We start from the raw sequence: 24156 nt of genomic DNA, 5'->3' as shown, positions 1-24156 counted from the left end.
ATTCCTGCCAAAAATTAAGAAACATACTCAAACGGGCGCGAAATGTGGGATTATTGACTACACAGGTTTTAAACGGTAAGTTAATCCATAGCTTAAAATGAAGGAGTGAAGGAGAACTTATGCCAAATTTACAAAATCAAGTGATATTAGTAACCGGAGCAAATCGAGGACAAGGTAAAATCATATCAAAACATTTAGCCTCGCTGGGAGCAAAAGTTACAGTAGGTGCAAGAAATATTGAAGAAGCGGAAGCTATCTCATCAGAAATCGGAAAGGATAAAAGTCTGCCCGTTCAATTAGACATAACTAGGAAAGATGATTGGGAAGTTGCAGTTCATTCTATTATGCAAACGTATAATAAGGTGGATGTACTTGTTAATAATGCAGGGGATTTTATTAAAAAGCCTCTACTGGATACTACCTTGGAGGATTATCAACAGCTAATTAATGTAAACCAGCTTGGTGTTTTCATGGGAATAAAGGCAGTAACACCATACATGGAAAAACAGCAAAAAGGGTCCATTATTAATAATGTGTCTATCTCTTCTTTTGCGCCCATCAATCACGCAGCGGCTTATGCTGCTACAAAAGCAGCAGTATCTAACCTCTCTAAATCCGCTGCAATCGAATTAGGACCAAAAGGAATTAGAGTTAATAGCGTTCATCCAGGCATTATTCAAACAGAAATGGTAACTAATAGCGACATAGATGTAAATGAAGTTGACTCTATACCACTAAGAAGAACAGGACAGTCAAAGGATATAGCACAAGTGACTGCCTTTCTTGCCTCTGAAGAAAGTGCTTATTGTAATGGTACTGAAATCGTGGTAGACGGAGGACTTACGCTAGGAACGGATATTTAAATGGCGCAACACCCAAAAATATTTCAGAAAAAAACAGCCAAAGCAGTGCAATCCCTGATACTTGCCTGCTTTGGCTGATGTATATTTATTCATTTTTATTTTTTTGGGCTATTAACCAAAATCTATAGATGCTATCAGTGAATAATGATGGGACGCTAGCTAGCTACGGAAAACACGGAAAGCGTAGTGTTTTTCCATAGCATATATTTTAGTGTTAATCACCTTACTTATCCTCTTATACTATTTTAATATACTCGTTAAACTGTTCATCCAATTCTCTTTTAGCATGTTCGTTGCCTGTGCCAGTTCATTATTTTTAATACATTCGATAATGACGTTGTGTTGTTGCAAAGATTCGTCTTTAGGCACTGAATTATGAAAGTAATAAGATTCTACTCTTAATATTTTTTCCTTGACACTGGTTAGCAATTTTTCCAATTCGTTATTTCCTGACATTTTCACAATCTGAGCGTGAAAATTCCTATCATTTTCCAAGCAACGTTTTGGATCTCCTTGTTCTATTGCTGCTTTATAATCTTGATTTATACTTATCAAGTCTTCGACATCTTGCAACTGAGGATTTTTTATGGCTTCTTCTAATGCGAGTGTTTCTAATGCAATAACAATGCTATAAATTTCTTTGACTTCAATGACATCTATAGGAGCAACCATTGTATAGCTATTCGGTTTACTTATAATGAATTCCTCATCTTCCAGCCTCAACATTGCCTCTCTGACAGGGGTCCGACTAATCCCCAATTGTTCAGAGAGTTCTTTGTCTCTCAACCTCTCTTCAGGTTTTAATTCCCCTGAAATAATGGCATTCTTTATCCTTTCATACGCATTGTTACGCATGGATACACGATTAATTTTTTGACCTTGTAAGGACATCAGCGGCCTCCTTCTAATATGAGCAGACTTATTTACAAAAGTGCATTTGATATGTAATATATCAATTGTGCTAAAAAAGATCAATTTTTAAACGGGAGGTTTTTATGAAACAAAGCACGATCAATATACTTCTCATTGTAACAATCATCTGTATATCGTTATCTGCCATTTTCGTTCGATTATCGGATGCGCCCTCAACGATAATGGTCATGTATCGCATGTTCCTCGGTTGTGTTTTGCTATTGCCTTTTGTTTTAAAACATATAAAAACGATCCCTCGGATAAAAAAACCGGAATGGTTCGCATTAATATTTGCAGGCATTTTTTTGGGCGGTCATTTTGGTTTATGGTTTGAATCGCTCAATCATACGACTGTGGCCAGTTCTACGTTAATTTTAGCATTGCAACCTGCAATAGCACTCATTGGCGGTTTATTTTTCTTCAAAGAGAATATCCATTTAAAAACGCTTCTTACGATAGGCATTGCATTTATTGGCGTGTTGATTGTAGGGGGAGGCAATTTAAATTTAGGGCAAGATGTGCTATTGGGAAATATATTATCATTCCTTGCTGTCTTTTCTGTTGTTTTCTATTTACTCATCGGACAGAGAAATGTAAAATTCCTCAATCATTGGGTTTACAGCTTCCTCGTCTTTCTCATCGCCGGTTTAACGATGTTCGTTTATAATTTAATGGCTAACATACCCCTAACAGGTTACACAGCTAACGATTGGGGTGTATTTTTACTCCTTGCCGTGTTCCCTTCGGCAGCGCATATCATTTATAATATGTTATTAAACTATATCAATACAACGACTGTTTCAATGACCACACTCGGAGAACCGGTCGGGGCATCTATTTTAGCCATGTTATTCTTGAATGAAATGGTAACCGGAGTAGAATTAATTGGGGGGGCGCTTATATTAGTCGGGATCTATTTATTCCTGAGACAAAAAAGCGGCTCAGAAAAAGTTGCCACCTCTGATCAAGTACAGGGATGACAGATGACGTGAATATGCGCTCCCGACGGGGGAGGCGGAGTGAATTTCCGGCGCTGCATGATGCGGACATTTTTTCCTGCTATAAGTAAACCCCTTTGGATAACCATCTCCAAAGGGGTGAATTTTGCATTTTTATCGCCGCTCTTTTCCTTCCTCGGGAAGAATTGTTTTCGCGACTTGCTCATCGAGGTTCTCGTAGTCATAGTAACCAATCGTCTCGTAAAGTTCTGCTCGTGTTTGCATGTGGTCCAGATGGTCTTTTTGCGTGCCTTTTTCCAAGATTTCCTGAAAAGCTTCGGCGTATGCCTTCGCCGCGACCCGCATGGAGGTTACCGGATAGATGACCATTTGAAAGCCAAAAGAAGAAAATTCTTCAGCCGTGAAATACGGCGTTTTTCCAAACTCGGTCATATTCGCGAGCAACGGGGCGTCAATGCGGTCGGCAAAATAACGAAAATCTTCCTCGTTCGTTAACGCTTCCGGAAAGATGGCATCCGCGCCGGCATCGACATATGCGCGGGCACGTTCAACAGCGGCCTCTGCCCCTTCCACGGCCTTTGCGTCCGTACGCGCGACGACAGCAAGCGTCGGTGCTACTTTCTTGATCGTTTGCACCTTGGCGGCCATCTCTTCTGTGCTCACGAGCTGTTTTCCGTTTAAATGCCCGCACTTTTTCGGCAGCGATTGATCTTCGATTTGCACGGCGGCCACGCCCGCCTCAACCATTTCTCTTGCCGTTCGCGCAACATTCAGCACTCCGCCAAACCCTGTATCAATGTCGACGAACACCGGCAGGTCCGAAGCGCGGATTAAGTCTTGGGCCCGGTCGGCAATTTCGTTGGAGTAGATGAGTCCAACATCCGGCAGCCCGCGGCTTGCCGTATAAGCCCCTCCCGATAAATACAAGGCTTGAAAGCCTGTTTCTTTTGCCACGAGTGCCGACATCCCGTCATGAGCACCCGGCATTTGCAAAATTTGTTCTCGATCGTTAATCAAATCCAAAAACGCTTGATAGCGTTCTTTTTGACTGGAGTTTTCCGTTACAATCCAACTCATTCTCGTTCCTCCTAGATGATGTAACTCGCCATAAAATCATTGACTGTCGTGTTTCTCAGCCGCTCGGCATTGATACATAAATCCAACAAGTCATCCGCTTGCCCGGCCGGAAATCTCGTTTTTAGGTTTTCGTGATATTTTTCTTCAAGCATTGGAATGCTTTCTTCCCGGCGCCGACGGTGTCCGAGTGGGTACTCCACAGCTATATTTTCCGTTTTGGATCCGTCTTTAAACACTACCTGTACGGCATTGGCAATCGAGCGCTTATCCGGATCGAGATAGTCAGCGGTATATCGCTTGTTTTCCTCGGTATACATTTTCAGGCGCAGTTCGTCAATCTCCGGGTTCTTCGCTACCTCATCTTCATAATGATCAGCCGTCAATTCGCCGTAAATCAAGCCTATAGCCGTAATATATTGCAAGGAATGGTCGCGGTCCGCAGGGTTATGAAGCGGTCCGGTTTTATCGATGATGCGGATAGCAGATTCATGGGTCGTGATCTTGACTTCCGCGATTTCATCCAATCGCCACGCGACTTCGTCATGCAATTGAATCGCCGCTTCCGCTGCCGTTTGCGCGTGAAATTCCGCCGGATAAGAAACTTTGAACAGTACGTTTTCCATCACGTAGGAACCGAGCGGACGAGCTAGATTGATCGTTTCTCCCCCGAACAGCACGTCCTGGAATCCCCAATTCGGTGCTGTGAGTGCGCTCGCGTAGCCCATTTCGCCTTTCATGGTCATGAGGGCGAGGCGAACTGCACGGCTCGTTGCGTCTCCGGCTGCCCACGATTTCCGTGACCCGGCATTTGGGGCGTGGCGATAGGTGCGGAGACTAGAGTTGTCCACCCACGCTTGGGACACTGCATCGGCGACCTGTTCTTTGTTTCCGCCCAACATGGCTGTTACGACTGCTGTGGATGCAACTTTTACAAACAGGACATGATCCAACCCTTGGCGGTTCAAGCTGTTTTCGAGGGCGAGCACCCCTTGGATTTCATGGGCTTTCACCGTGGCGGCCAATACGTCTTCCATTGTAAGCGGCTTCTCTCCATTCGCTAACCGTTGGCGGCTCACATAGTCAGCCGTCGCCAAAATACCGCCGAGGTTGTCAGACGGATGCCCCCATTCAGCTGCCAGCCACGTGTCATTATAATCGAGCCAGCGAATCACCGTGCCGATATTAAACGCCCCTTGTACGGGGTCAAGCTCAAATTGGGTTCCCGGGACCCGTACGCCATTCGGTACTGTCGTTCCCGGCACGATGGGACCTAAGTGTTTCGTGCATTCCGGATACCGAAGAGCCAATAAGCCGCACCCGATCGTATCGAGCAATACATATCTCGCTGTCTTCAGCGCTTCTTCGCTTGTGATTTCTCCATTCACCGCATAGTCCGCGATATCTAGCAGCACCTCATCGGTGGTTGGTTTTTCATTTGTTTTTGTACTCATGTGAAAAGCCTCGCTTTCTTTTTCTAGAATTCCGTATTATGGGTGCAATCCACGCGGACCTGTGTAATGGACACGCGGACGATATAGGCGGTTGTTGTCGTGCTGTTCAATCACGTGTGCCCCGAGTCCGACCACGCGGGCCGCGAAGAAAATCGGCGTGTAAAGCGGAATCGGGATGTTTAATAAATAATAGACCGGTGCTGCATAATAATCGAGGTTTGGGTACAAGCCTTTTTCTTCACGGATGATATCTTCGCCTCGTTCACACATCTCATAAAGATCTTCTCGCCCGCGCTCAACAGCCAATTTATGCAGCGCCTTTTTCATGAGCAGCGCTCGAGGGTCCATTTTCTTCATGTAGACACGATGGCCAAAGCCCATGACGCGTTCTTTATTGCGTAATTTTTCATACAACAGCTTCGACATGCCCTCGACGGTTTCCGCTTCCAAAAGCATGTGCATGACCGCTTCGTTCGCTCCGCCGTGTAGATTCCCTTTCAATGAAGAAACCGCTCCGGTCATTGCCCCGTAAATATCGGCGTTTGTGGAAGCGATCACACGTGCCGTAAACGTTGAATTCGGCATTTCATGTTCACTGTACACCATGAGTGATTGGTCAAATGTTTCCGCTTCCAAATTCGTCGGTTCTTTACCCGTGATCATATAAAGAAAGTTCGTGCTGTACGGCAAATCCGGATTGGCAGGGATGGGATTTTCTCCTTGCAACGTGTGGTAACTGTTGGCAACAATGTTTGGTATTTTCGCCAATACTTTCAGCGCTTTGTCCCGGTTCGCCGCCGTGGAACGATCATCGATCTGCGAATCATAACCCGCCAAAGCGGAAATGCCCGTCCGCATCGCATCCATGGCATGTGTTTCTTTTGGCAACATGGAAAACAAATCGAAGAAATTTTCCGGAAGCGCATATTCTTTTTTCAACGCACTTTCCATTGACAGCCGCCCTTGTTGATCCGGCAAAGAACCTTCAAACAACAGATGGACGAGATCGAGATAGTTTTTCTTTTCGGCAAGTTCGATGAGGTCGTAACCTTTAAGGACAATCTCCTCGTTCTCCACATCTAAATACGAAATTTCCGTGTCCGTGGCAATGACACCGTCAAGACCGGCTTTCACTTGCTGCTCTCCCATTTGAAGCACCTCACTCCTTCGTATTATGCTGCTTAGTTGCCCATTTCGTTCACATACGGCTCGATCGTTTCTTCAATGGTAACGAGGCTGCGCCTGATATGCGCGCGCATCGCTTCTTCAATCTCCATTCCGGTTCTTTTTGCTTTTAACAGTTGTAAAATTTTTTCATGTTCATCCAATGGCGTTTGCAACGAATAACCCGGGTTTTTATACCCCCCGATTCTGCGGTAGCGGTCAATTTTGTTCTGCAATTGCTGCAGAAAGCGTTTGTTCGTTTCATTGGTGCTCAAAGTGTGTAAAATCTGATGAAAATGTTCGCCGTGTTTCACAATCTCATCGCTTCGGTTGGTTTTTACCGCTCGATGCATGAGTTCAACAACGTCCTCAAGTCGATATATATGCTCTTCCGTCATATTTTCCGCCGCTTCTCGAGCAACCAGGCTTTCCAACATTTCCCTTACCTGAAAAACCTCTCTTGCTTCCTGCAATGTGATCGGCGCGACCAACATTCGGCCATTCGGCTGCTTGACGACAAACCCTTCCAATTCCAAACGGTAAAGGGCCTGGCGAAGCGGTGTCCGGCTGATCTGCAAATCTTTGGAAAGATGCTCTTCCCGCAAAGGGGCAGACGGCGCGTACACCCACTCGATAATGTTTGTTTTCAATTGTTCATAGGCAAGGTCAGCCGCCGACATTCGCTTTTCGTACACGAATACATTCTCCTTTTATGAAAAGAAGCGCATCACCACACTTCCAACATTCGTTTAGCTTTATCTATTTATAATTGTATACAAATTTATTTTTCTGTCAATATTTTTTCCAGCATTCTTGTCTTAATGGCAGGCGAATGAAAGTAAAATATGCTATCCTTTTAGTAATCGCTTTTTTTCCTACTTATGAAAATACGAAAGGATGAAGGGAATGGCAGACGAAGAAAAAGACTTGCGCATCCGCTCGAAAGTTATTAGCGAAAGCCCGAATCGCGCACCGAACCGGGCAATGTTGCGGGCTGTCGGCTTTGAAGATGACGATTTTAAAAAGCCGATGGTCGGCATCGCGAGCGCCTGGAGTGAAGTCACGCCTTGCAATATGCATTTGGACAAGCTGGCAGTCAGCGCTAAAAACGGAGCTGAAAATAACCATAGCGCTCCCTTGATTTTTAATACGATCACCGTATCCGACGGGATCGGGATGGGGCACGAAGGCATGTTTTATTCGCTCCCGAGCCGGGAAGTGATTGCCGACTCCATTGAAACCGTCACGCAGGCGGAACGCTTTGATGGCCTCGTTTCCATCGGCAGTTGCGACAAAAATACACCGGGCTGTTTGATCGCGATGGCCCGTCTCAATGTTCCATCGGTCTACGTGTACGGCGGAACGATTCAACCCGGTAAACTGGACGGCAAAGACATCGACATCGTCTCTGCCTTTGAAGCGGTCGGCCAACACCAAGTCGGTCAAATCGATGACAAACAGTTGCATAAAGTTGAATGCAACGCCTGCCCGGGCGCGGGCGCTTGCGGCGGTATGTACACGGCAAACACGATGGCGGCCGCCGTGGAAGCGATGGGCATGAGCCTCCCCGGATCTTCCTCTACTCCCGCGATTGCAGGTGCAAAAGAAGAGGAATGCGAACGTGCCGGCGCGATGGTCCACGAATTGTTGGAACAAGGTATCTGCCCGCGGGACATCATGACAAAAGAAGCGTTTGAAAACGCGATTACCGTCGTCATGGCACTGGGCGGATCCACCAATGCATTCTTGCACCTTACCGCGATGGCACACGCGGCAGGCGTGGACTTAACGCTGGATGACTTTGAAGCTGTCCGCGAACGCGTTCCCCATATCGCCGATTTGAAGCCGAGCGGCAAATACGTTATGCAAGATTTGAACAATGTTGGCGGTGTACCCGCGGTCATGAAGCTGCTCCTTGAAGAAGGCTTGCTTCACGGAGATGCGTTAACCGTTACCGGCAAAACCTTAAGGGAGAACTTGCAAGAAGCAGAAGATCTCCACGAAGGACAGGAAGTGATCCAGCCGTTTTCCAATCCGAAAAAGAAAAACGGACCGCTCGTCGTGTTGAGGGGCAACCTTGCACCCGAAGGAGCAGTCGCGAAAATGTCCGGACAGGAAGTGAGCCATTTCAGCGGTCCTGCCCGTGTGTTTAATAGCGAAGAAAACGCGACAAAAGCGATCATGAATGACGAAATCAAAAAAGGAGATGTGCTCGTCATCCGTTACGTTGGACCGAAAGGCGGCCCGGGCATGCCGGAGATGCTCTCGGTTACGGCGATGCTTGTCGGAAAAGGGCTCGGTGGAGAGGTCGCGTTGCTCACCGACGGCCGTTTTTCGGGAGGATCCCACGGATTCGTCATTGGCCACGTCGCGCCTGAAGCGCAAGCCGGCGGACCGCTCGCCTATCTGCAAGAAGGCGACACGGTCACGATCGACAGCGATGAACAGCTACTTGCTGTCGATATTGATGACGCGGAGATGGAAGCCCGTGCCAATGATTGGAAGGCACCGAATCTTCGCTTTACATCCGGCGTCCTTGCCAAATATGCGCGCCTTGTCTCATCCGCATCGAAAGGCGCGATCACGGACGAACCGATCGAATAGCAATATGGACCCCTTGGCTCTCCTCTCGGTGCCAAGGGGATTTTTCTGACATGTGCATAGAAATAGAAACAATGACTGCTCCATACATTCTATAATCAATGCGATCATCTAAAACATATCGCACGAGGCGCGATCACCAAAATCAACGCTCCTTCATGATAGAGAAGGTATTGTACCTCAAAAGGTGGTCAAGCCATGCCGGGAGGTACAATAAAGACGATATTGTACCCCAAATGATCCATCAAACCCCTCGAGAGGTACGATTAAAGCGATATTGTACCCCAAATGATCCACCGAACCCCTCGCGAGGTACAATAAAGAGGATATGGCACCTTCACGGCGACCGACTCGCTCATTTAAAAACCAGATCAACACAAGAAACGTCATTGCCGGTCGAATGCTTTTGCAAGTAATAGCACCAGGAATAACCGTTTTTCAATCGTCATACACCGGCTTCCTTCGTGAGCCAAAGTAAGCACTGATGAATGCACAGTTGAAAAAAATGCACGTAAAAGACTCAAACGAGCCTCTTACGTACATCAGGTTAACCTTTCGCTTAAGATTTATAATCCTCTTCTTTGATCCAAACTTCCCCATCTTTGTACATCATCTGTTCCGGGTAGCGGAGGTCAACAACTTCGTCTTGTTTTTCCTGGGATGGCGCTTTTGTTAAAAGAGAGACAATGATACAGGTTAAAAAGTTAATCGTAACGCCGAAGACTCCGGCACCTGTATCTTCAATGCCAAAGAAGGTCGCACCGCCGAGTGCCATGAAAATATAACCTAACGTACTGGCCAGCCCGACCAACATACCGGCAACTGCACCTTGCGCAGTCATGCGCTTCCACCACACCCCTAAAAAGAGTATAGGGAAGAATGTTCCGCCGGCGATCGCAAATGCCCATGCCACAATTTGCGTGATCACCCCCGGCGGGTCCAAAGCCAAAAGCCCGGCCGCGATCGTTGCGATGAAGATGGCAAGGCGTCCGGCGTTCAACCGTTTTTTATCGCTGGCGTCCGGACGGAGGATTCGATAATAAAAATCATGGGCGATCGAGGAACTAATCGTAATGAGCAACCCCCCTGCCGTTGATAAGGCGGCTGCCATCGCTCCGGCGGCAACCAACCCGATCACGAACATGCCCAAATCGGCGATTTCCGGCGTTGCCATGACTACCATATCTTCCGCAACTGCAATTTCTTCCCAATCCAGGATGCCATCGCCATCCTGGTCGGCAACCGAAAGCAAACCGGTATCGACCCAGCGATCAACCCAATCAGGCAGCTGATCGATCGGTTGACCAGCCACTTGCGTCATTAAAATAAAACGGGAAAACGCGGCATATGCTGGTGCCGAAAGATACAAAATTCCGATGAACAAAAGCGCCCACGCCCCGCTCCAGCGTGCTGCTTTCATGTTTGATACTGTATAAAAACGAACGATGACGTGCGGAAGCGCAGATGTTCCAATCATTAGTGTAAACATGAGAGCCAAGAATTGACTTTGCGTACTTTCCGTAAATGGCGCAAAATATTCCGTCATTCCAAGTTCTCTGTCAATCGCCCCTATCTCATCGACGATGTTGCCATAAGTGAGCCAAGGAAGCGGATTGCCAGTCACTTGAAAAGACATAAAGATAATAGGAACCACGTAAGCGATAATTAAGATGATATATTGTGCGATCTGCGTCCAGGTGATCCCCTTCATCCCCCGAGAGTTGCGTAAACCGCGATAATAGCGACACCGAGCAAAACGCCTGCCCAAGTAGGGATCGCAAATAAGCGTCCGATAACAACCCCGGAACCGGACAGTTGTCCGACCAAATAAGTAAAACTGATGATACACGTTGCAAGAGCCCCGATAACGCGAGCAACATCACTGTTAAAACGGTCACCGATAAACTCCGGCACCGTAAAACGCCCGTATTTTCTAAGTTGCGGGGCGAGTAAAAATGTTAAGAATAAATATCCGCCCGTCCACCCCATAATATAGGGCAAGCCGTCATAGCCCATAATCATGACGGTACCGGCCATCCCAATGAAAGATGCGGCACTCATCCAGTCTGCCCCTATAGCCATTCCATTCCAGAAAGGCGGGATTCCGCGGGACGCGACATAAAACTCAGATGTTTCTTTGGATCGTGTATAAATGGCGATACCCACATAGATCACAAATGTTACAAGAATCATTCCGACGGAAACGAGTGTTTGTGTGTCCAAAAGCATTCCCTCCTACCTACGCTGATTATTGATCGAAGCTTTTTCCTTCATCGATTTGTTCATTTTTTGCATCATCAATGCCAAAACGCTTGTCCAAACGATCGCTGATAACCGCGTTCAAGAATAAAAGCACAATGAAGATCACGATCGCGCCCTGTGCTCCCATATAGTAATGCAAAGGCATTCCCATAAAGGTGAACTGGGAGAAAAACTCCGCAAACGCGGCAACGCCGAACGATACGGCTAGTGCTAACAAAAGAAATGAAAAAATCATGATGGTACGCAATTTGAAATATTTTTCGGCATCTTTTTTATCAACTATTTTCATTTATTCCACCTACCTTCTTTCGAATAGCAATTATTGAAGATCAAAAATAAATTGAACCGTTTCTGTAAACGGAAGCGGCACACGCAAAATTTCGATAAATATATACACCCCCAATGCCAATATTGGCACACCTAAAAATAAAGGCTGCTTTTTTTTCACCATAAAAACAATGCTTGCCAATACGATTGCCCAAAAGATAACCAATGCCATCACGGAATTCACTCCTTCCACCCTTTATTATTCAATAGTAATAAACAGATTCCTTCCTTAATTTATATATTTCCCATTTATATTTAAATTAGAAAAATTATGTATGTATATGAAAAAAAGCAGCCCGGTGGGCTGCTAAAGGGATGCTGTTCTTATTTGGCAGATACTTTTAATTTATCGTCCCGTACGTTCACGGCAATATTTTTTACTTCTTCATTTTCCAGCATGACATCGGCAATGCCATCTTCGACGTATTCCTCGATGACGCGACGGAGCGGTCGTGCACCGAAGGTCGGATCATATCCGAGTTCTGCCATTTTTTGTTTTGCATCTTTCGTGACTTCTATGGTGAGTCCTTGTTCTACTGCAGAATCTTGCAGATCCGCAAGCATAAGATCAACGATCGTCACGAGGTGCTCGCGAGACAATTCATTGAAGCGAACGACAGCGTCGAAACGGTTGAGGAATTCCGGTTTGAAGTAATCGGTCAACCCTTCCATGGCGTTAGGCTCTTCATCATCGGCACCAAAGCCTACCGTCACTTTTTTCAACGCGCTTCCTGCGTTGGAAGTCATAATGAGGACAGTGTCTTTAAAACTTACCGTGCGGCCTTGGCTGTCAGTAAGACGTCCGTCTTCCATAATCTGCAAGAACATATGCTGCACATCAGGATGCGCCTTTTCAATTTCATCCAGCAAAATAATGCTGTATGGCTTGCGGCGCACACGTTCCGTCAACTGACCGGCTTCATCGTGTCCAACGTATCCGGGCGGGGAACCAATGAGTTTGGATACGGAGTGTTTTTCCATATACTCACTCATGTCCAGGCGGACCATCGCTTCGCGGTCCCCGAACATTTCTTCCGCTAATGATTTGGATAGTTCGGTTTTCCCGACCCCGGTCGGTCCAATGAACAAGAAGGATCCGATCGGTCTTGTTCCGCGGCGAAGTCCGGCACGATTTCGGCGAATGGATTTCGCTACTTTTTCAACGGCTGTTTCTTGCCCAATTACTTGATTGTTCAAGCGTTCCGGCAAGTCGCGCATTTTTTTCTGTTCGTCTTCCTGGAGGCGGCGAACCGGAATGCCTGTCTTGGCTTCTACGAGCGCTTGAATGCGGGCAACATCCACGACGGATTCATGTTTGTGTTCGGACTTCGCTTCTTGCTGCTTCTCTTGTAGTTGCAACTCTTCGGTGCGAAGTTTGGCCGCGCGCTCATAATCTTCCTGGCCCGTTGCATCCTCTTTTTCAATTTTGATTTCTTCCAGGCGTTTGGCAATCTCTCCATCATCCAAGTCACTGATGAGCAAGTTCACTTTCGAACCGGCTTCGTCCATGAGGTCAATCGCTTTATCCGGCAAAAACCGGTCTTGAATATAGCGATCGGCTAGGGTAACAGATGCTTCAATGGCATCTTCCGTGTAGGTGACTTCGTGAAACTTCTCATAGTTCGGCTGGATGCCCGCGAGAATTTTCTTCGCATCTTCCAGTGACGGTTCATCAACCATGACCGGTTGAAAACGGCGCTCAAGAGCGGCATCTTTTTCGATTTTGCGATATTCCGCCAACGTTGTCGCGCCGATTAATTGCACCTCACCCCGAGCAAGCGCGGGTTTCATGATGTTACCGGCATCCGCCGAACCTTCTGCGGAACCGGCACCGACAATTTGGTGCACCTCATCGACGAATACAATGACGTCGTCACGCTCTTTCAGTTCCGCGAGCAATTGTTTCATTCGTTCTTCAAATTGACCGCGCACGCCTGTGTTCGCGACGAGGGAAGAAACGTCCAGCAAATAGATTTGTTTATTTTTCAATTTGTTCGGTACTTGGTTTTGCACGATACGAAGGGCCAGACCTTCCGCGATCGCAGTCTTCCCGACACCTGCTTCCCCGATTAACACCGGGTTGTTTTTATTCCGGCGGTTTAAGGTTTCAATGACTCGTTCCACTTCTTGATCCCGGCCAATAATCGGGTCTATTTCACCGTTGTTGGCACTGTGGGAAAGGTTTCTCCCTAGTTCATCGAGCAAGCTGCCACCTTGGCCGGAACCTTGTTGGGTTTGGGCATTGGTATATGATTGCCCTTGTTGTCCGCCGCCCATCGCGTTCATCATTTGATCAAACTGGCCATTCATGCCGGATGGCTGGCGCATTTGGTTACGGATTTCACGATAGCACTGCGTACAGAGATTCATTTGCCGTTGTTTTCCGTTTACGTTAATTCTCATTTGAATTCGCGGTTCATTTTGTTGGCAATGATCACATCTCATTTAACTTCTTCCTCCTTGTTCACTTTTATTTTTCGTTGTTGTATACGTGTTTGTTTTTTCTTCAAATTGACTTTGACTATATTTAACCTTTGCATACTTCTATTATAGTTTGACTTTCTTTGACTTTCAAGTGTTTTGTTTAATTTTTTTCCGGGTCTATTAGTTTTTTCCCGGTTTGCGCGATTGGAAAACTTATCTTACCTGCTAAAAAAACACCCGCCTGCACAGTGCGTGCAAACGAGCGCTTGGACATTTATATTTATTTTGATCCTGCTTTTTCTTTAAAAGTCGGTTGGGGCTGAATCGGTTTGATTTGCTCGCGATTAGCAAGAAATTCAGGCCGTGCTTTTGCGCTTCCAAATGGCGTTTCCAATAGATTTTCTACCGAATTGTACACAAAGAATGCGTTGCTTCTCGGTAAAGGCGAAATATTGCCGCTGGAACCGTGCATCGTATTGCTTTCGAAAAACAGCACCATCCCGGCTTTTCCAGTCGCGCGATCGATTTGTTTTCCTGCTTTTTCAAATAGTTTGTTTAAACTTTCATGATCGGGCACACCGAGCTCTTGTTTTTGCAGAGACTGTTCATAGTTTGCTTCCGGTGTCTCCCCGGGGCATGATACGTACCATTGGTGGGATCCGGGGATCAGCATGAGAGGACCATTGTATTCGTAATTGTCGGTTAAAATAATCGAGCAGCTGACCGCACGCGGATTTGGCATGCCGTCTTCTACGTGCCACGTTTCAAAATCTGAGTGCCAATAAAATTCCTTGCCGCTAAAACCGGGTTTAAAATTAATACGGGACTGCGTGATGTAAACGTCACTTCCGAGCAATTGCTGCGCTGCTTTGACGAGCTGTTCATTTGCAGCAAGCCGGCTGAAAAAATCATTATGTTTGTGGACTTCAAAAATCGAACGCACTTCATCCCCTTCGGGTTCAAGAACGACGGTATCCGATTTTTTCCCTCTTTCTGCCGCTAACGTGTCGTTAAGGTGTTCAGCCATGATGCTCACTTCATCGTCGCTAAATACGTCATCGAGCATAAGGTAACCATTGTCCTCGTATGAATCAAGCTGAATCGATGTTAATGGACCCTCCCTTTTACCCCGATTATGGATCACTGGATCTGTTCGCTGCATTAGTTCCGCATCTTTCCCTGTCCGTGAAGGATACAAATCAGTACGCAACGTTGAACACTCCTTGGCTTTATAATATTTTGTGCAACCACTATCTACTTTATATGTTCAATCATTCACAAGCAAATGGCTTTTAAGCGCTCTTTTTGCCTTAACAATCCTTGTTGAACGCTCATCATGTGTTTGATAAATGTTTTTTCACCTTATCTACGGTTATCTTTTCCTAACATTCTAATTCTTTTCTTATTAAAATCGTGTAAAAACATCAAGCATTTGTTACAATAACTATGACGAATATGTGAATGAAGGAGATAGTGATATGGGGATCTTCTTTTTATACCTGTTTATTGCCAGCGCCACCCCGCTGTTCCTTTGGAAAGAAAAACGAAAGTTGGCACTTGCCAGTTTGCCGCTCTTAATCGCGATGTGGGTCCTGTCCGGTTTTTATGTGACTGATTCGCTTTCATCAGCGGCGCATACGTTCTTCATGGTGCTGTTTTCGTTTAACGTGCTTATGGCTCATGTGGCCGCGATTGTTCTTTATGTTAAGCCGAAGTGGTGGAAACGTTACGCCTCCGATTAAGAATAAACTCCCGGCACAAACAGGCCGGGATTTCATCATCTCAACATGGCGTCACATATGATGTTCCAGGTGAATGCCGAATTCCATTACCCAATAAGAACCGAGGGCAACAACGATGGCAACAAATGCGGAAAAGAGAATATGCCCCACTTGGATTCTCCCATTGCTGCTCTCGGCCATATGCATAAACATCAACAGTTGCAAGGTGGCTTGAATGAAGGCAAGCGAAAAAATCAACACAATGATCGTGCGGACACTGAACGCTGAATAAAAAACAATCCACAAAGCAACCATTGTCAGCACGATGGAACTGATGAAACCGGCAACGTGTTTCCACGGAAAATGCCCTTTTTTTGTGGCGGTTGTTCCGTTACTCATGCGATCACCAACCTTAACAAGTATACGCCCGTAAAGATGAAAATCCAGATAACATCTAGAAAATGCCAATACAAACTGGCAATAAACGTTTTATTGGCCGTCACCGGGTTCAACCCCCGCATTTTAATTTGAATCAGAATAATGATGAACCAGGCCACACCCATGGCCACGTGCAGGCCGTGGGTGCCGAGAAGCAGGAAAAAAGAGGACCAATAAGCACTCGTGGCAAGCGTCGCCCCTTCGCTGGCATACTCCACAAACTCATAAATTTCCATTCCCAAAAAGCCCAATCCCAAAAGCAGGGTAAATCCAATCCAAATCATCATTCGCTTTACGTTGCCAAGCCGCATCTCATGAATCGCAAGTCCACTCGTAAAACTACTTGTCAGCAAGGTAAAGGTCATCGCGAGCACCAACCCCATGCTGAAAACCTCTGTAGGTGGAATACTCGAATCCGTACGGTAAATGAGCACAAAATACGTCCCGAACAACGTGCTAAAAAGAACGATTTCTGCCCCCAAAAACATCCAAAAGCCGAAAATGTTATAACTGCCCGTCTCTGTTTGATACTCTAGAGGCGTTTCTTCACCAGGGAAGTCGTCAAGTTCTTTTGGGTCAATTTTATTGTCCACTTTCATTTGCCTTTACCTCCCTGATTTTGGCTTCTTCTTCCCTTACTTCCTCCGCCGGAACGATGTGGCCGTTATCGCGTGAAAACGACCGTTGAATCATGCATGCAAAAATACCGATCGCTCCGATGATCGCAATCGACCACCAATGAAACACGAGGCCGAATCCCCCGACAAACATAAACACACTCATAATGAATGGATTGCCTGTATAATTAGGCATGTGAATGTCGTGGTATTCCTCTATATCGTTCGGATCGATGCCTTCTTGTTTCATTTGCCAGTACGCATCTTGGTCCTTAACTTCCGGGATTTTCGCAAAGTTATAATGCGGCGGTACCGCCGAAGATGTTGCCCATTCAAGAGTGCGGCCGCGGCCACCCCAAGGATCTCCAGTCGTTTCTCTAGGTTGATAGCGATAGCTATAATAGATGTTATACACGAAGATCACAAAAGCAAGACCCATCATGAAGGCACCGACGGTGGATATAAAATTCAAGCTAAACCATCCGTCCTCCGGGAAGTACGTGTAAATGCGCCGCGGCATGCCGTCCAATCCGAGAAAGTATTGCGGGAAAAAGCAAACGTTAAAACCGATCATAAAGATCCAAAACACCCAATGGCCAAGCCGTTCATTCAATTTCAGGCCAAACATCTTCGGCCACCAGTAAATCGTTCCGGCAAAACAGGCGAAGATCGTCCCTGCGATCAGCACATAGTGAAAGTGGGAGACGAGAAAGTACGTATTGTGGTATTGATAATCGGCTGCTGCCATAGCGAGCATGACCCCGGTGACACCCCCGATGGTAAAATTAGGTATAAATCCGAGCGCCCATACCATCGGCACAGAAAACCGTATTCGCCCTCGATGCAGTGTCGCCAGCCAGTTGAATATCTTCACCCCGGTCGGAACCGCGATTGCCATCGTTGAAATGGAAAAAAAGGAGTTAACCATAGGCCCTGCGCCCATCGTGAAAAAGTGATGGACCCATACGAGGAAACTTAACCCTGAAATCGCGGCAATCGCGAAGACCATGGATGTATAACCAAATAAGCGCTTGCGGGCGAAAGTCGCAATAATCTCCGAAAATATCCCGAAAGCCGGCAAGATGACAATATATACTTCCGGGTGCCCCCAAAGCCAAAAAAGATTGACCCACATCATGGGCATACCGCCGTCTTGCAACGTAAAAAACGAGGTATCCCACAAACGATCGAACGTCTGCATCCCCAATGCAACTGTTAAAATCGGGAAAGCCCCGATGATGATTAGCGATGTGATCAAGGTTGTCCATGTGAACATCGGCATGCGCATAAGTCTCATGCCTTTTGCCCTCATTTTCATAATGGTAACAACTAAGTTAATCCCGGTAGCGAGCGTTCCGATTCCGGATATCTGTAAACCGAGCAAATAAAAATTTTGTCCCGGTCCCGGACTTAGATCATTGGAAGCAAGAGGCATATACGCCGACCAACCTGCAGAAGGCGCTCCGCCGATCACAAATGAAATATTAAAAAGCATTGCGCCCCAGAAAAACGTCCAAAAGCTTAAGTTGTTCAAAAAAGGAAACGCAACGTCGCGCGCACCTATTTGAAGCGGTGTAGCCACGTTCATTAATCCGATGAGGAACGGCGTGGCTACGAAAATAATCATAATCGTGCCGTGTGTCGTGAAAATTTCATTATAATGTTGCGCCTCTCCCAAGAAAGGCATGTTCGGAGCCGCCAATTGCGTTCGCATCATTAACGCGTCGACTCCCGCGCGAATCATCATTAACACCGAAGCGATGATATACATAATCCCGATTTTGCGATGATCTACACTCGTGATCCATTCGTTCCAGATCCACTTCCATTTTTTAAAATAGGTCAGAACGAAAATAATGCCAATGGTTGTCAGCAATATAGCTATTTGGCCGGCGAGTATAAAAGGTTCTCCCGTGACAATAAATTCATCCCAATCGAGGTCCAAGTGATTATCCCCTTTCCGGTAAAGTGTACGATCAATAGCCTAATGATGATGGTGATGGTTGGAATCCCCCTCTTCCTCTTGTGCTGGCCCTTCATTCTGCCTTTCTTCGTTTTCGACTGCATCCGTGTCTACATCAATGTCATAGAAGGGGACATCGTCCGCCGCTTCCGGTGAATGAGGGTTGACTGGCTCATACCCTTGCCTCTCACGTGCTTCCAGTGCATACTCTGCATCCAGCGCGTGATCAACCCAGTCCAAATGCGTGCCGGAAAAAGCATATTCGCCCACATGTCCCGGAACCATAAATTGGTCATACGTGTCCTGGGTCAGCACAGGCGCTTCGTCTTGAACCTCCGTGACCCACTCATTAAACGCCTCTTCTTCGATAGCATTGACATCAAAACGCATCTCCGCGAAACCTTCACCCGTAAAATTCGCGTTCCTTCCATAATAAGTGCCTTCTTCTCCTGCCTGTAAGTATAGTTCCGTCTGCATCCCGGCCATGTTATACCGTTGGCCTCCCAGTTGCGGAACCCAGAACGAAGCCATGGAATCAGCGGAGGTGAGCTTAAACAACACCGGACGTTCCACCGGAATATTTATAAAATTAACGGTTTCAATATTTTCTTCCGGATAACTGAATATCCATTTCCAATTCGCCGACGTGGCATGAACGACGAGCGGTTCTTCCTCTTCCGTGTTCGCCTCAGGCACTTCTTCGATATTAAAAATGGTATAAACCGTCGGGATGGACAGGATGGTAACGATGATAATCGGGATGACCGTCCATACCACTTCCAGTTTTACGCTTCCGTCAATATCAGGATTGTAGCCCCGATGCCCATCCCTTTCCCGGTATTTTACGAGAAAGTACGTAAGCAAAATAAATACAACGAGTACGATAATAAACATAAAAACAATAGAAAGGATAATTAAATCCCGTTGCTGCTCGCCCACGGTTCCTTGCGGGTCAAGAACCGTCAGCCCGCACCCGCTCAAAAGGATCAACATAAACAGCGCAAAAAACATGTGCAGGAATCGATTCAAACGATCACCCCCGAGGTATGTATATTTCTATTTTGCAACATATAGTGCGTTATTAAGTGGAAAACGAGCAATCCCCCCTGCCTCCTGTCACTCGTTTTATCCGTTATTCTTTCGAGAAGTAACGCTAGAATTTCATCACCAATTCCCAAGTTCAAGTCATTTATAACCATAATTATACAACATATTACGGGGACATTATACAATATTCCTCGAATTTCACATCAGATCCAAATAAAAAACGAGCAATCAGGCCTTCTCCTGTCACTCGTTTTGCTTGCCATTATTAACCGGAACGCCGCCGGTTTTGATTTCTCCTGTTACGGCCATGATTTTTTGAACGTCCTCCGCCTCCGCGGCGTTGCTGAAAACCTCCCCCTTGTTTCTTTCCTGCAGGTTTCCGCTTTTGCTTGGTCACAATCGGGCGTTCCCCGGTGAGCTTTTTGGCTGGTTCCTTTTTTTCTTTTTGTAGCATGGAGAGGGCGGCAGCCACTACCGTCACTTGATCGTGATTCTTTAGGAGATTTTCAGCCATTGGTTCCAGTCCGGCGTAATCTTCTTTTTCGATGATTTTCGTGAGCTCCTGGGCGGCGCGTTCTTGCCTGGCCACCTCTGCTTCATGTTCACTCGGGATATCGATGTGTTTAATGGCTCCTTTGGTTGCCTTTTCAATCATCGCCATATGATCCATTTCAACGGGAGCGGCGAATGTGAAGGCTTTGCCAGAGTGCCCTGCACGTCCGGTCCGGCCGATCCGGTGCACGTAACTATCCGACTCTTGCGGAATATCGAAATTAAACACGTGGGTGACGCCCGAAACGTCAATCCCCCGGGCCGCCACGTCCGTGGCCACCAAATATTTCACGGCTCCTTGCTTGAAACGGCGTAACACGTTTGTCCGTTGCGCTTGCTTTAAGTCTCCGTGAATGCCTGCCACTTCATACCCCTGTTGCTCGAGCGCTTCTGACAGTTCATCCACCCTTCGTTTTGTGCGGCCGAAAATGATGGCGAGATCCGGGTCTTCAAAATCAAGCAGCCTGCCGAGCACAGAAAGCTTCTGCTTTTCGGGGACTTTAAGCGCAAATTGTTCGATGTTGGACACGGTCATCGCTTTCGCTTTGACAGAGACGGTTTGCGGCTCCGTCATAAAACGATCGGCAACTTTTTTCAAGCGATCCGGCATCGTTGCCGAAAATAGAAGGGTTTGCCGTTGTTCCGGAATTCTTCCCAAAATCTCTTCAATATCTTCAATAAAGCCCATGCTTAACATTTCATCCGCTTCATCAAGCACAACGGTATGAATGGATTGCGGACGAATTGTCTTTCTTCGTGTATGGTCCATATAACGTCCCGGCGTTGCGACGATGATAGACGGACGGGACTTTAATTCCCTGATTTGCCGTCCCATATCGGCGCCACCATACACAGCAACGGCTTGCACTTTTTTTGTTCGCCCAAGGCTGTTGACTTCATCACAAACTTGCACGGCCAATTCGCGGGTAGGTGTCAATATGAGCGCTTGGACGCTTGGGTCCTCCGGGTCAACTTTTTCGATGATGGGAAGTGCGAAGGCCGCGGTTTTTCCTGTCCCAGTCTGCGCCTGGCCGATGACATCGCGGCCATCACGAGCAACGGGCAATACTTTTTCCTGAATCGATGTGGCCTCTGTGAAACCCATCTGTTGTACACTTTTTAATAAATAGGGCGGTAAATCCAATTCTTCAAATGTCATGCATCTGCTCCTTTATACATCTTTTCCCAAGACCTCAGGATATAAAAGATGCAAAAGTGCATGCGCTGCCGCCAAACGAAATGCCGTGGCGATACGATTCTTGAAACATACGCTTACGTCTTCATCCACTTTTGCATTAGAAAGACTTGGCTTTCGCAAAATAGCGAAAGCCTTAGTCTTTTTTATCCCATGGTTAGCTATTCTTATCGTACAAAAAAGGGGTATATTCGCGCTGGACGCTGGAATATACCCCTCTATTCCTGAGTATCACTTGTTTTACAGACCGACGACGTTTGCTGCTTGCGGTCCGCGGTCGCCTTCGACGATTTCGAATTCTACGTCTTGACCGTCTTCAAGCGTTTTAAAGCCTTCTTGCTGAATTGCAGAGAAGTGTACGAATACATCGTCTCCTTCTTCACGCTCAATGAAACCGAATCCTTTTTCCGCATTGAACCATTTTACTTTACCAGTCATGCTTATGGCCTCCTTTGAATAGGCAGTCCAAAAAGGTTCATCCTTCTTGAACAAGAAATTCTAAAAATAATTGAAACCGGGTGAACCTTTTTTTGCGTCCTAAACTTAAAAGCAGAGGCCGAAAAATTATTACACCGTTCCTTCAATCACTTTCGACATTTTGACTATACCATAGCATTAACCAATTAGCAACTATTATGCGACAAAAATTTTTTTCCTCGATGAGGCACTTCATTTGTTAAACTGAAACGAACGATTTAAAAATAAGGGTGATTTAAATGAAGCGCGTGTACGGCAAGAAAATCGACAGCCAAACGCGATGCATCCATTATTCCTCGGATAAGGATATCATCGCCATCAAGTTTCATTGTTGCGGAAAATACTATCCCTGTTATCAATGCCATCAGGAGTCTGAGACACATGCCATTTCCGTTTGGCCCTCGGATCAATTCGGTGAACGTGCCATTTTATGTGGCATTTGCGGCTACGAGCATACGATCCGAGCGTACCTCGCAACCGACCACTGCCTTAAATGCCACTCTGTCTTTAATGAAGGGTGTAAATACCATTACCATCTTTATTTTGAATAAAGCGATTAAGATTCATCCTCAACCTCTGTTTCGCCGTCATCCAAAAACTCTATTTCCACTTCAAGCTCACTGTAATCTTCATCAAGGTTGAAAGCATCAATCGCGGCTTCCAACACTTCATCGTCACCGGAATTCTCATCAACATCCATTTCCGGGAGGATGCCGGAGAGTTCCTCTAATGCTTCTTCCCCTTCAAGTTCAATGTCTTCGCCGTCCCGAGTGTCTTCAATTTCCGCCTCGGGATTTCCGCCTTCATATTCATATTCTGCTTCATATTCCCCATGGCTGTATTCAGCTTCTAATTCGAACTCGTCATATGGCAGATCCTCATACCAATCTTCCTCTGCATCCGCATCTTCATCTTCTTCATTTTCATCCTCATCGGAACTTTCATCCATTTCGTCATCGACATTCACTTGATCTTCTAGCTCCTCGGTATCATCTTCCCCCGTGTCTGCAGGAGCATCTCCATTTGCCGGTTCCTCGGTTGTTTCCTCTCCATTTTCTCCGCAAGCGGCAAGACCCGTGGCAATCACCGCGGATAGCGTAATCATTCCAAATTTCTTCACAAGTAAAACCTCCTCCGCCCCTCCCCTTACCCGAATCTATTGTTTTTCCAAACTTGCATTTTGCTTCTACCCTTCGCTAATAACCGTTATCGCCCCATCATTACTGTTAAGATTTGCAATAGCCCCAATAGGGACAGCCGCTTTGTACGTCCCGTGCCCGCTTGCCAATCCAGTAATCAAAGGTTTTCCCATGGGCACGATGAAAGTTTCGATCAAATCTTCATAACTCTGCCCATAAGCAACTTGGCAATTGCTGCATTCGCCGAGAATAATCCCGGCACAATCTTCAAATTTTCCAGCCTGCTCAAGATGTTTCATATGCCGATAGATCGTATTAATCGGTTCATTCACGTCTTCCAAAAACAGGATACATCCGGTTGTGTCAATTTCAAATGGGGTACCCAACGTGCCGACGACAGAGGTGAGATTCCCGCCAACGATCGGCCCTGACACATCCCCCGGCACACGTCCTGTTAACGGAGGGAGCTCCGGAGGGTTAACGATGGCATGCTCCATCGAAGTTGAAGAAATAACACTGAAAAATTGGTCAAAATTATAAGGCGGGGTCGCCTCCTGAAAATCAATCAGCATCAAACTGTGCAAAGTAATGATATCCGCATATTGATAAAACGCGTTAAGGAGGACCGTGATATCGCTGTACCCACTGATCCATTTTGGGTTATTCGCGATCACCTCATAATTTAAATAAGGGAGAATCCCGGCTACCCCCACTCCGCCACGTGTCGGTAAAATCAAACGCACATCATCCCGCTCGAACATTGCCATTACATCCGCTGCCCGCTCCTGGTCAGTCCCGGCCAAAAAACCATCCCAATCGTATACATGTGTTCCGAGCACGACGTTCAAGCCTATCGCTTCCAACATTTGCACCCGAGCATTAATGGTTTCAGCTTCAAGCGGACTGCCTAACGTCACGACACCCACCGTATCTCCGGTTTGCAATATCGGTGGTTGATTGGCCATTA

Annotated in this window: 22 protein-coding genes and 1 pseudogene; 5 read left to right on the top strand and 18 right to left on the bottom strand. The window is 46.5% G+C overall.

Annotation, left to right across the window (positions count from 1 at the left end):
* Nucleotides 1-119: 119 nt before the first annotated feature.
* On the top strand, nt 120-863 hold the full coding sequence (locus EPH95_RS17110; RefSeq protein WP_142091185.1) for an SDR family NAD(P)-dependent oxidoreductase: 744 nt from the start codon (nt 120-122) through the stop codon (nt 861-863).
* Nucleotides 864-1103: 240 nt separating this feature from the next.
* Here the strand turns inward: EPH95_RS17110 and EPH95_RS17105 are convergent, their stop codons facing one another.
* On the bottom strand, nt 1104-1754 hold the full coding sequence (locus EPH95_RS17105; RefSeq protein WP_142091184.1) for a GntR family transcriptional regulator: 651 nt from the start codon (nt 1752-1754) through the stop codon (nt 1104-1106).
* A 104-nt stretch (nt 1755-1858) separates the two neighbouring features.
* On the opposite strand from EPH95_RS17105, the gene EPH95_RS17100 reads away from it, so the two are divergent.
* Nucleotides 1859-2755: a DMT family transporter gene (locus EPH95_RS17100; protein WP_142091183.1), complete on the top strand. Its 897-nt coding sequence runs from the start codon at nt 1859-1861 to the stop codon at nt 2753-2755.
* Between the two features lie 132 nt (nt 2756-2887).
* On the opposite strand, the gene prpB is transcribed toward EPH95_RS17100, so the two are convergent.
* From prpB to EPH95_RS17080, 4 genes are read right to left on the bottom strand one after another with little or no spacing between them, the layout of a single operon-like run.
* A complete protein-coding gene (gene prpB / locus EPH95_RS17095) occupies nt 2888-3811 on the bottom strand; it encodes a methylisocitrate lyase (RefSeq protein ID WP_142091182.1) in 924 nt (307 codons plus the stop codon).
* 11 nt (nt 3812-3822) lie between these two features.
* A complete protein-coding gene (locus tag EPH95_RS17090; protein WP_142091181.1) occupies nt 3823-5262 on the bottom strand; it encodes a bifunctional 2-methylcitrate dehydratase/aconitate hydratase in 1440 nt (479 codons plus the stop codon).
* Between the two features lie 36 nt (nt 5263-5298).
* A complete protein-coding gene (gene mmgD, locus EPH95_RS17085; protein ID WP_142091180.1) occupies nt 5299-6411 on the bottom strand; it encodes a citrate synthase in 1113 nt (370 codons plus the stop codon).
* A gap of 32 nt (nt 6412-6443) precedes the next feature.
* Entirely contained in the window at nt 6444-7121 is a 678-nt protein-coding gene (locus EPH95_RS17080; RefSeq protein WP_227003964.1) for a GntR family transcriptional regulator, read from the bottom strand.
* A gap of 211 nt (nt 7122-7332) precedes the next feature.
* Here EPH95_RS17080 and ilvD point away from each other — a divergent pair, with 211 nt between their 5' ends.
* The gene (gene ilvD, locus EPH95_RS17075) at nt 7333-9030 is read left to right on the top strand and encodes a dihydroxy-acid dehydratase (RefSeq protein ID WP_142091179.1); all 1698 of its coding nucleotides are present in this window, start codon (nt 7333-7335) and stop codon (nt 9028-9030) included.
* A gap of 556 nt (nt 9031-9586) precedes the next feature.
* Here the strand turns inward: ilvD and EPH95_RS17070 are convergent.
* The 5 genes and pseudogenes from EPH95_RS17070 to thpD all read right to left on the bottom strand — a co-directional run bounded on the left by EPH95_RS17070 (nt 9587) and on the right by thpD (nt 15250).
* Nucleotides 9587-11250: pseudogene (locus tag EPH95_RS17070) on the bottom strand (sodium:solute symporter family protein).
* A 25-nt stretch (nt 11251-11275) separates the two neighbouring features.
* On the bottom strand, nt 11276-11578 hold the full coding sequence (locus tag EPH95_RS17065) for a DUF4212 domain-containing protein (RefSeq protein ID WP_142091178.1): 303 nt from the start codon (nt 11576-11578) through the stop codon (nt 11276-11278).
* Between the two features lie 30 nt (nt 11579-11608).
* Nucleotides 11609-11788 (bottom strand): hypothetical protein, encoded by a 180-nt coding sequence (locus EPH95_RS17060; RefSeq protein WP_142091667.1) that lies wholly within the window; start codon nt 11786-11788, stop codon nt 11609-11611.
* A gap of 152 nt (nt 11789-11940) precedes the next feature.
* Nucleotides 11941-14061, bottom strand: coding sequence for an ATP-dependent Clp protease ATP-binding subunit (locus EPH95_RS17055; RefSeq protein ID WP_142091177.1), 2121 nt, complete (start codon nt 14059-14061; stop codon nt 11941-11943).
* 259 nt (nt 14062-14320) lie between these two features.
* Complete coding sequence (gene thpD / locus EPH95_RS17050; RefSeq protein ID WP_319592796.1) at nt 14321-15250, bottom strand: ectoine hydroxylase; 930 nt, start codon at nt 15248-15250, stop codon at nt 14321-14323.
* A 247-nt stretch (nt 15251-15497) separates the two neighbouring features.
* Here thpD and EPH95_RS17045 point away from each other — a divergent pair, with 247 nt between their 5' ends.
* Complete coding sequence (locus tag EPH95_RS17045) at nt 15498-15782, top strand: spore morphogenesis/germination protein YwcE (protein WP_405127400.1); 285 nt, start codon at nt 15498-15500, stop codon at nt 15780-15782.
* 51 nt (nt 15783-15833) lie between these two features.
* Here the strand turns inward: EPH95_RS17045 and qoxD are convergent, their stop codons facing one another.
* From qoxD to EPH95_RS17015, 6 genes are all read right to left on the bottom strand, one after another.
* Nucleotides 15834-16160, bottom strand: a complete 327-nt coding sequence (qoxD, locus tag EPH95_RS17040; RefSeq protein ID WP_142091175.1) for a cytochrome aa3 quinol oxidase subunit IV — start codon at nt 16158-16160, stop codon at nt 15834-15836.
* Complete coding sequence (gene qoxC, locus EPH95_RS17035; RefSeq protein ID WP_142091174.1) at nt 16157-16798, bottom strand: cytochrome aa3 quinol oxidase subunit III; 642 nt, start codon at nt 16796-16798, stop codon at nt 16157-16159. Before qoxC ends, qoxD begins: the two co-directional genes overlap by 4 nt.
* Nucleotides 16782-18761, bottom strand: coding sequence for a cytochrome aa3 quinol oxidase subunit I (qoxB, locus tag EPH95_RS17030; protein ID WP_142091173.1), 1980 nt, complete (start codon nt 18759-18761; stop codon nt 16782-16784). Before qoxB ends, qoxC begins: the two co-directional genes overlap by 17 nt.
* Before the next feature lie 39 nt (nt 18762-18800).
* Complete coding sequence (gene qoxA / locus EPH95_RS17025) at nt 18801-19790, bottom strand: cytochrome aa3 quinol oxidase subunit II (RefSeq protein ID WP_142091665.1); 990 nt, start codon at nt 19788-19790, stop codon at nt 18801-18803.
* Nucleotides 19791-20091: 301 nt separating this feature from the next.
* On the bottom strand, nt 20092-21537 hold the full coding sequence (locus EPH95_RS17020; RefSeq protein ID WP_142091172.1) for a DEAD/DEAH box helicase: 1446 nt from the start codon (nt 21535-21537) through the stop codon (nt 20092-20094).
* Between the two features lie 276 nt (nt 21538-21813).
* Nucleotides 21814-22011, bottom strand: coding sequence for a cold shock domain-containing protein (locus EPH95_RS17015; RefSeq protein WP_114375503.1), 198 nt, complete (start codon nt 22009-22011; stop codon nt 21814-21816).
* Nucleotides 22012-22289: 278 nt separating this feature from the next.
* Between EPH95_RS17015 and EPH95_RS17010 the strand changes: the two genes are divergently transcribed.
* A complete protein-coding gene (locus tag EPH95_RS17010) occupies nt 22290-22601 on the top strand; it encodes a CHY zinc finger protein (RefSeq protein WP_142091171.1) in 312 nt (103 codons plus the stop codon).
* A 5-nt stretch (nt 22602-22606) separates the two neighbouring features.
* Here EPH95_RS17010 and EPH95_RS17005 read toward each other — a convergent pair whose 3' ends face one another.
* Complete coding sequence (locus EPH95_RS17005; RefSeq protein WP_142091170.1) at nt 22607-23170, bottom strand: YusW family protein; 564 nt, start codon at nt 23168-23170, stop codon at nt 22607-22609.
* Between the two features lie 66 nt (nt 23171-23236).
* Entirely contained in the window at nt 23237-24154 is a 918-nt protein-coding gene (locus EPH95_RS17000) for a S66 peptidase family protein (RefSeq protein ID WP_142091169.1), read from the bottom strand.
* Nucleotides 24155-24156 lie beyond the last annotated feature (2 nt).

It is taken from the genome of Salicibibacter halophilus (assembly GCF_006740705.1).
Lineage (GTDB): Bacteria > Bacillota > Bacilli > Bacillales > Marinococcaceae > Salicibibacter > Salicibibacter halophilus.
The sequence above is the reverse complement of the archived record's forward strand: the minus strand, read 5'-3'. Positions and strand labels throughout refer to the sequence as shown.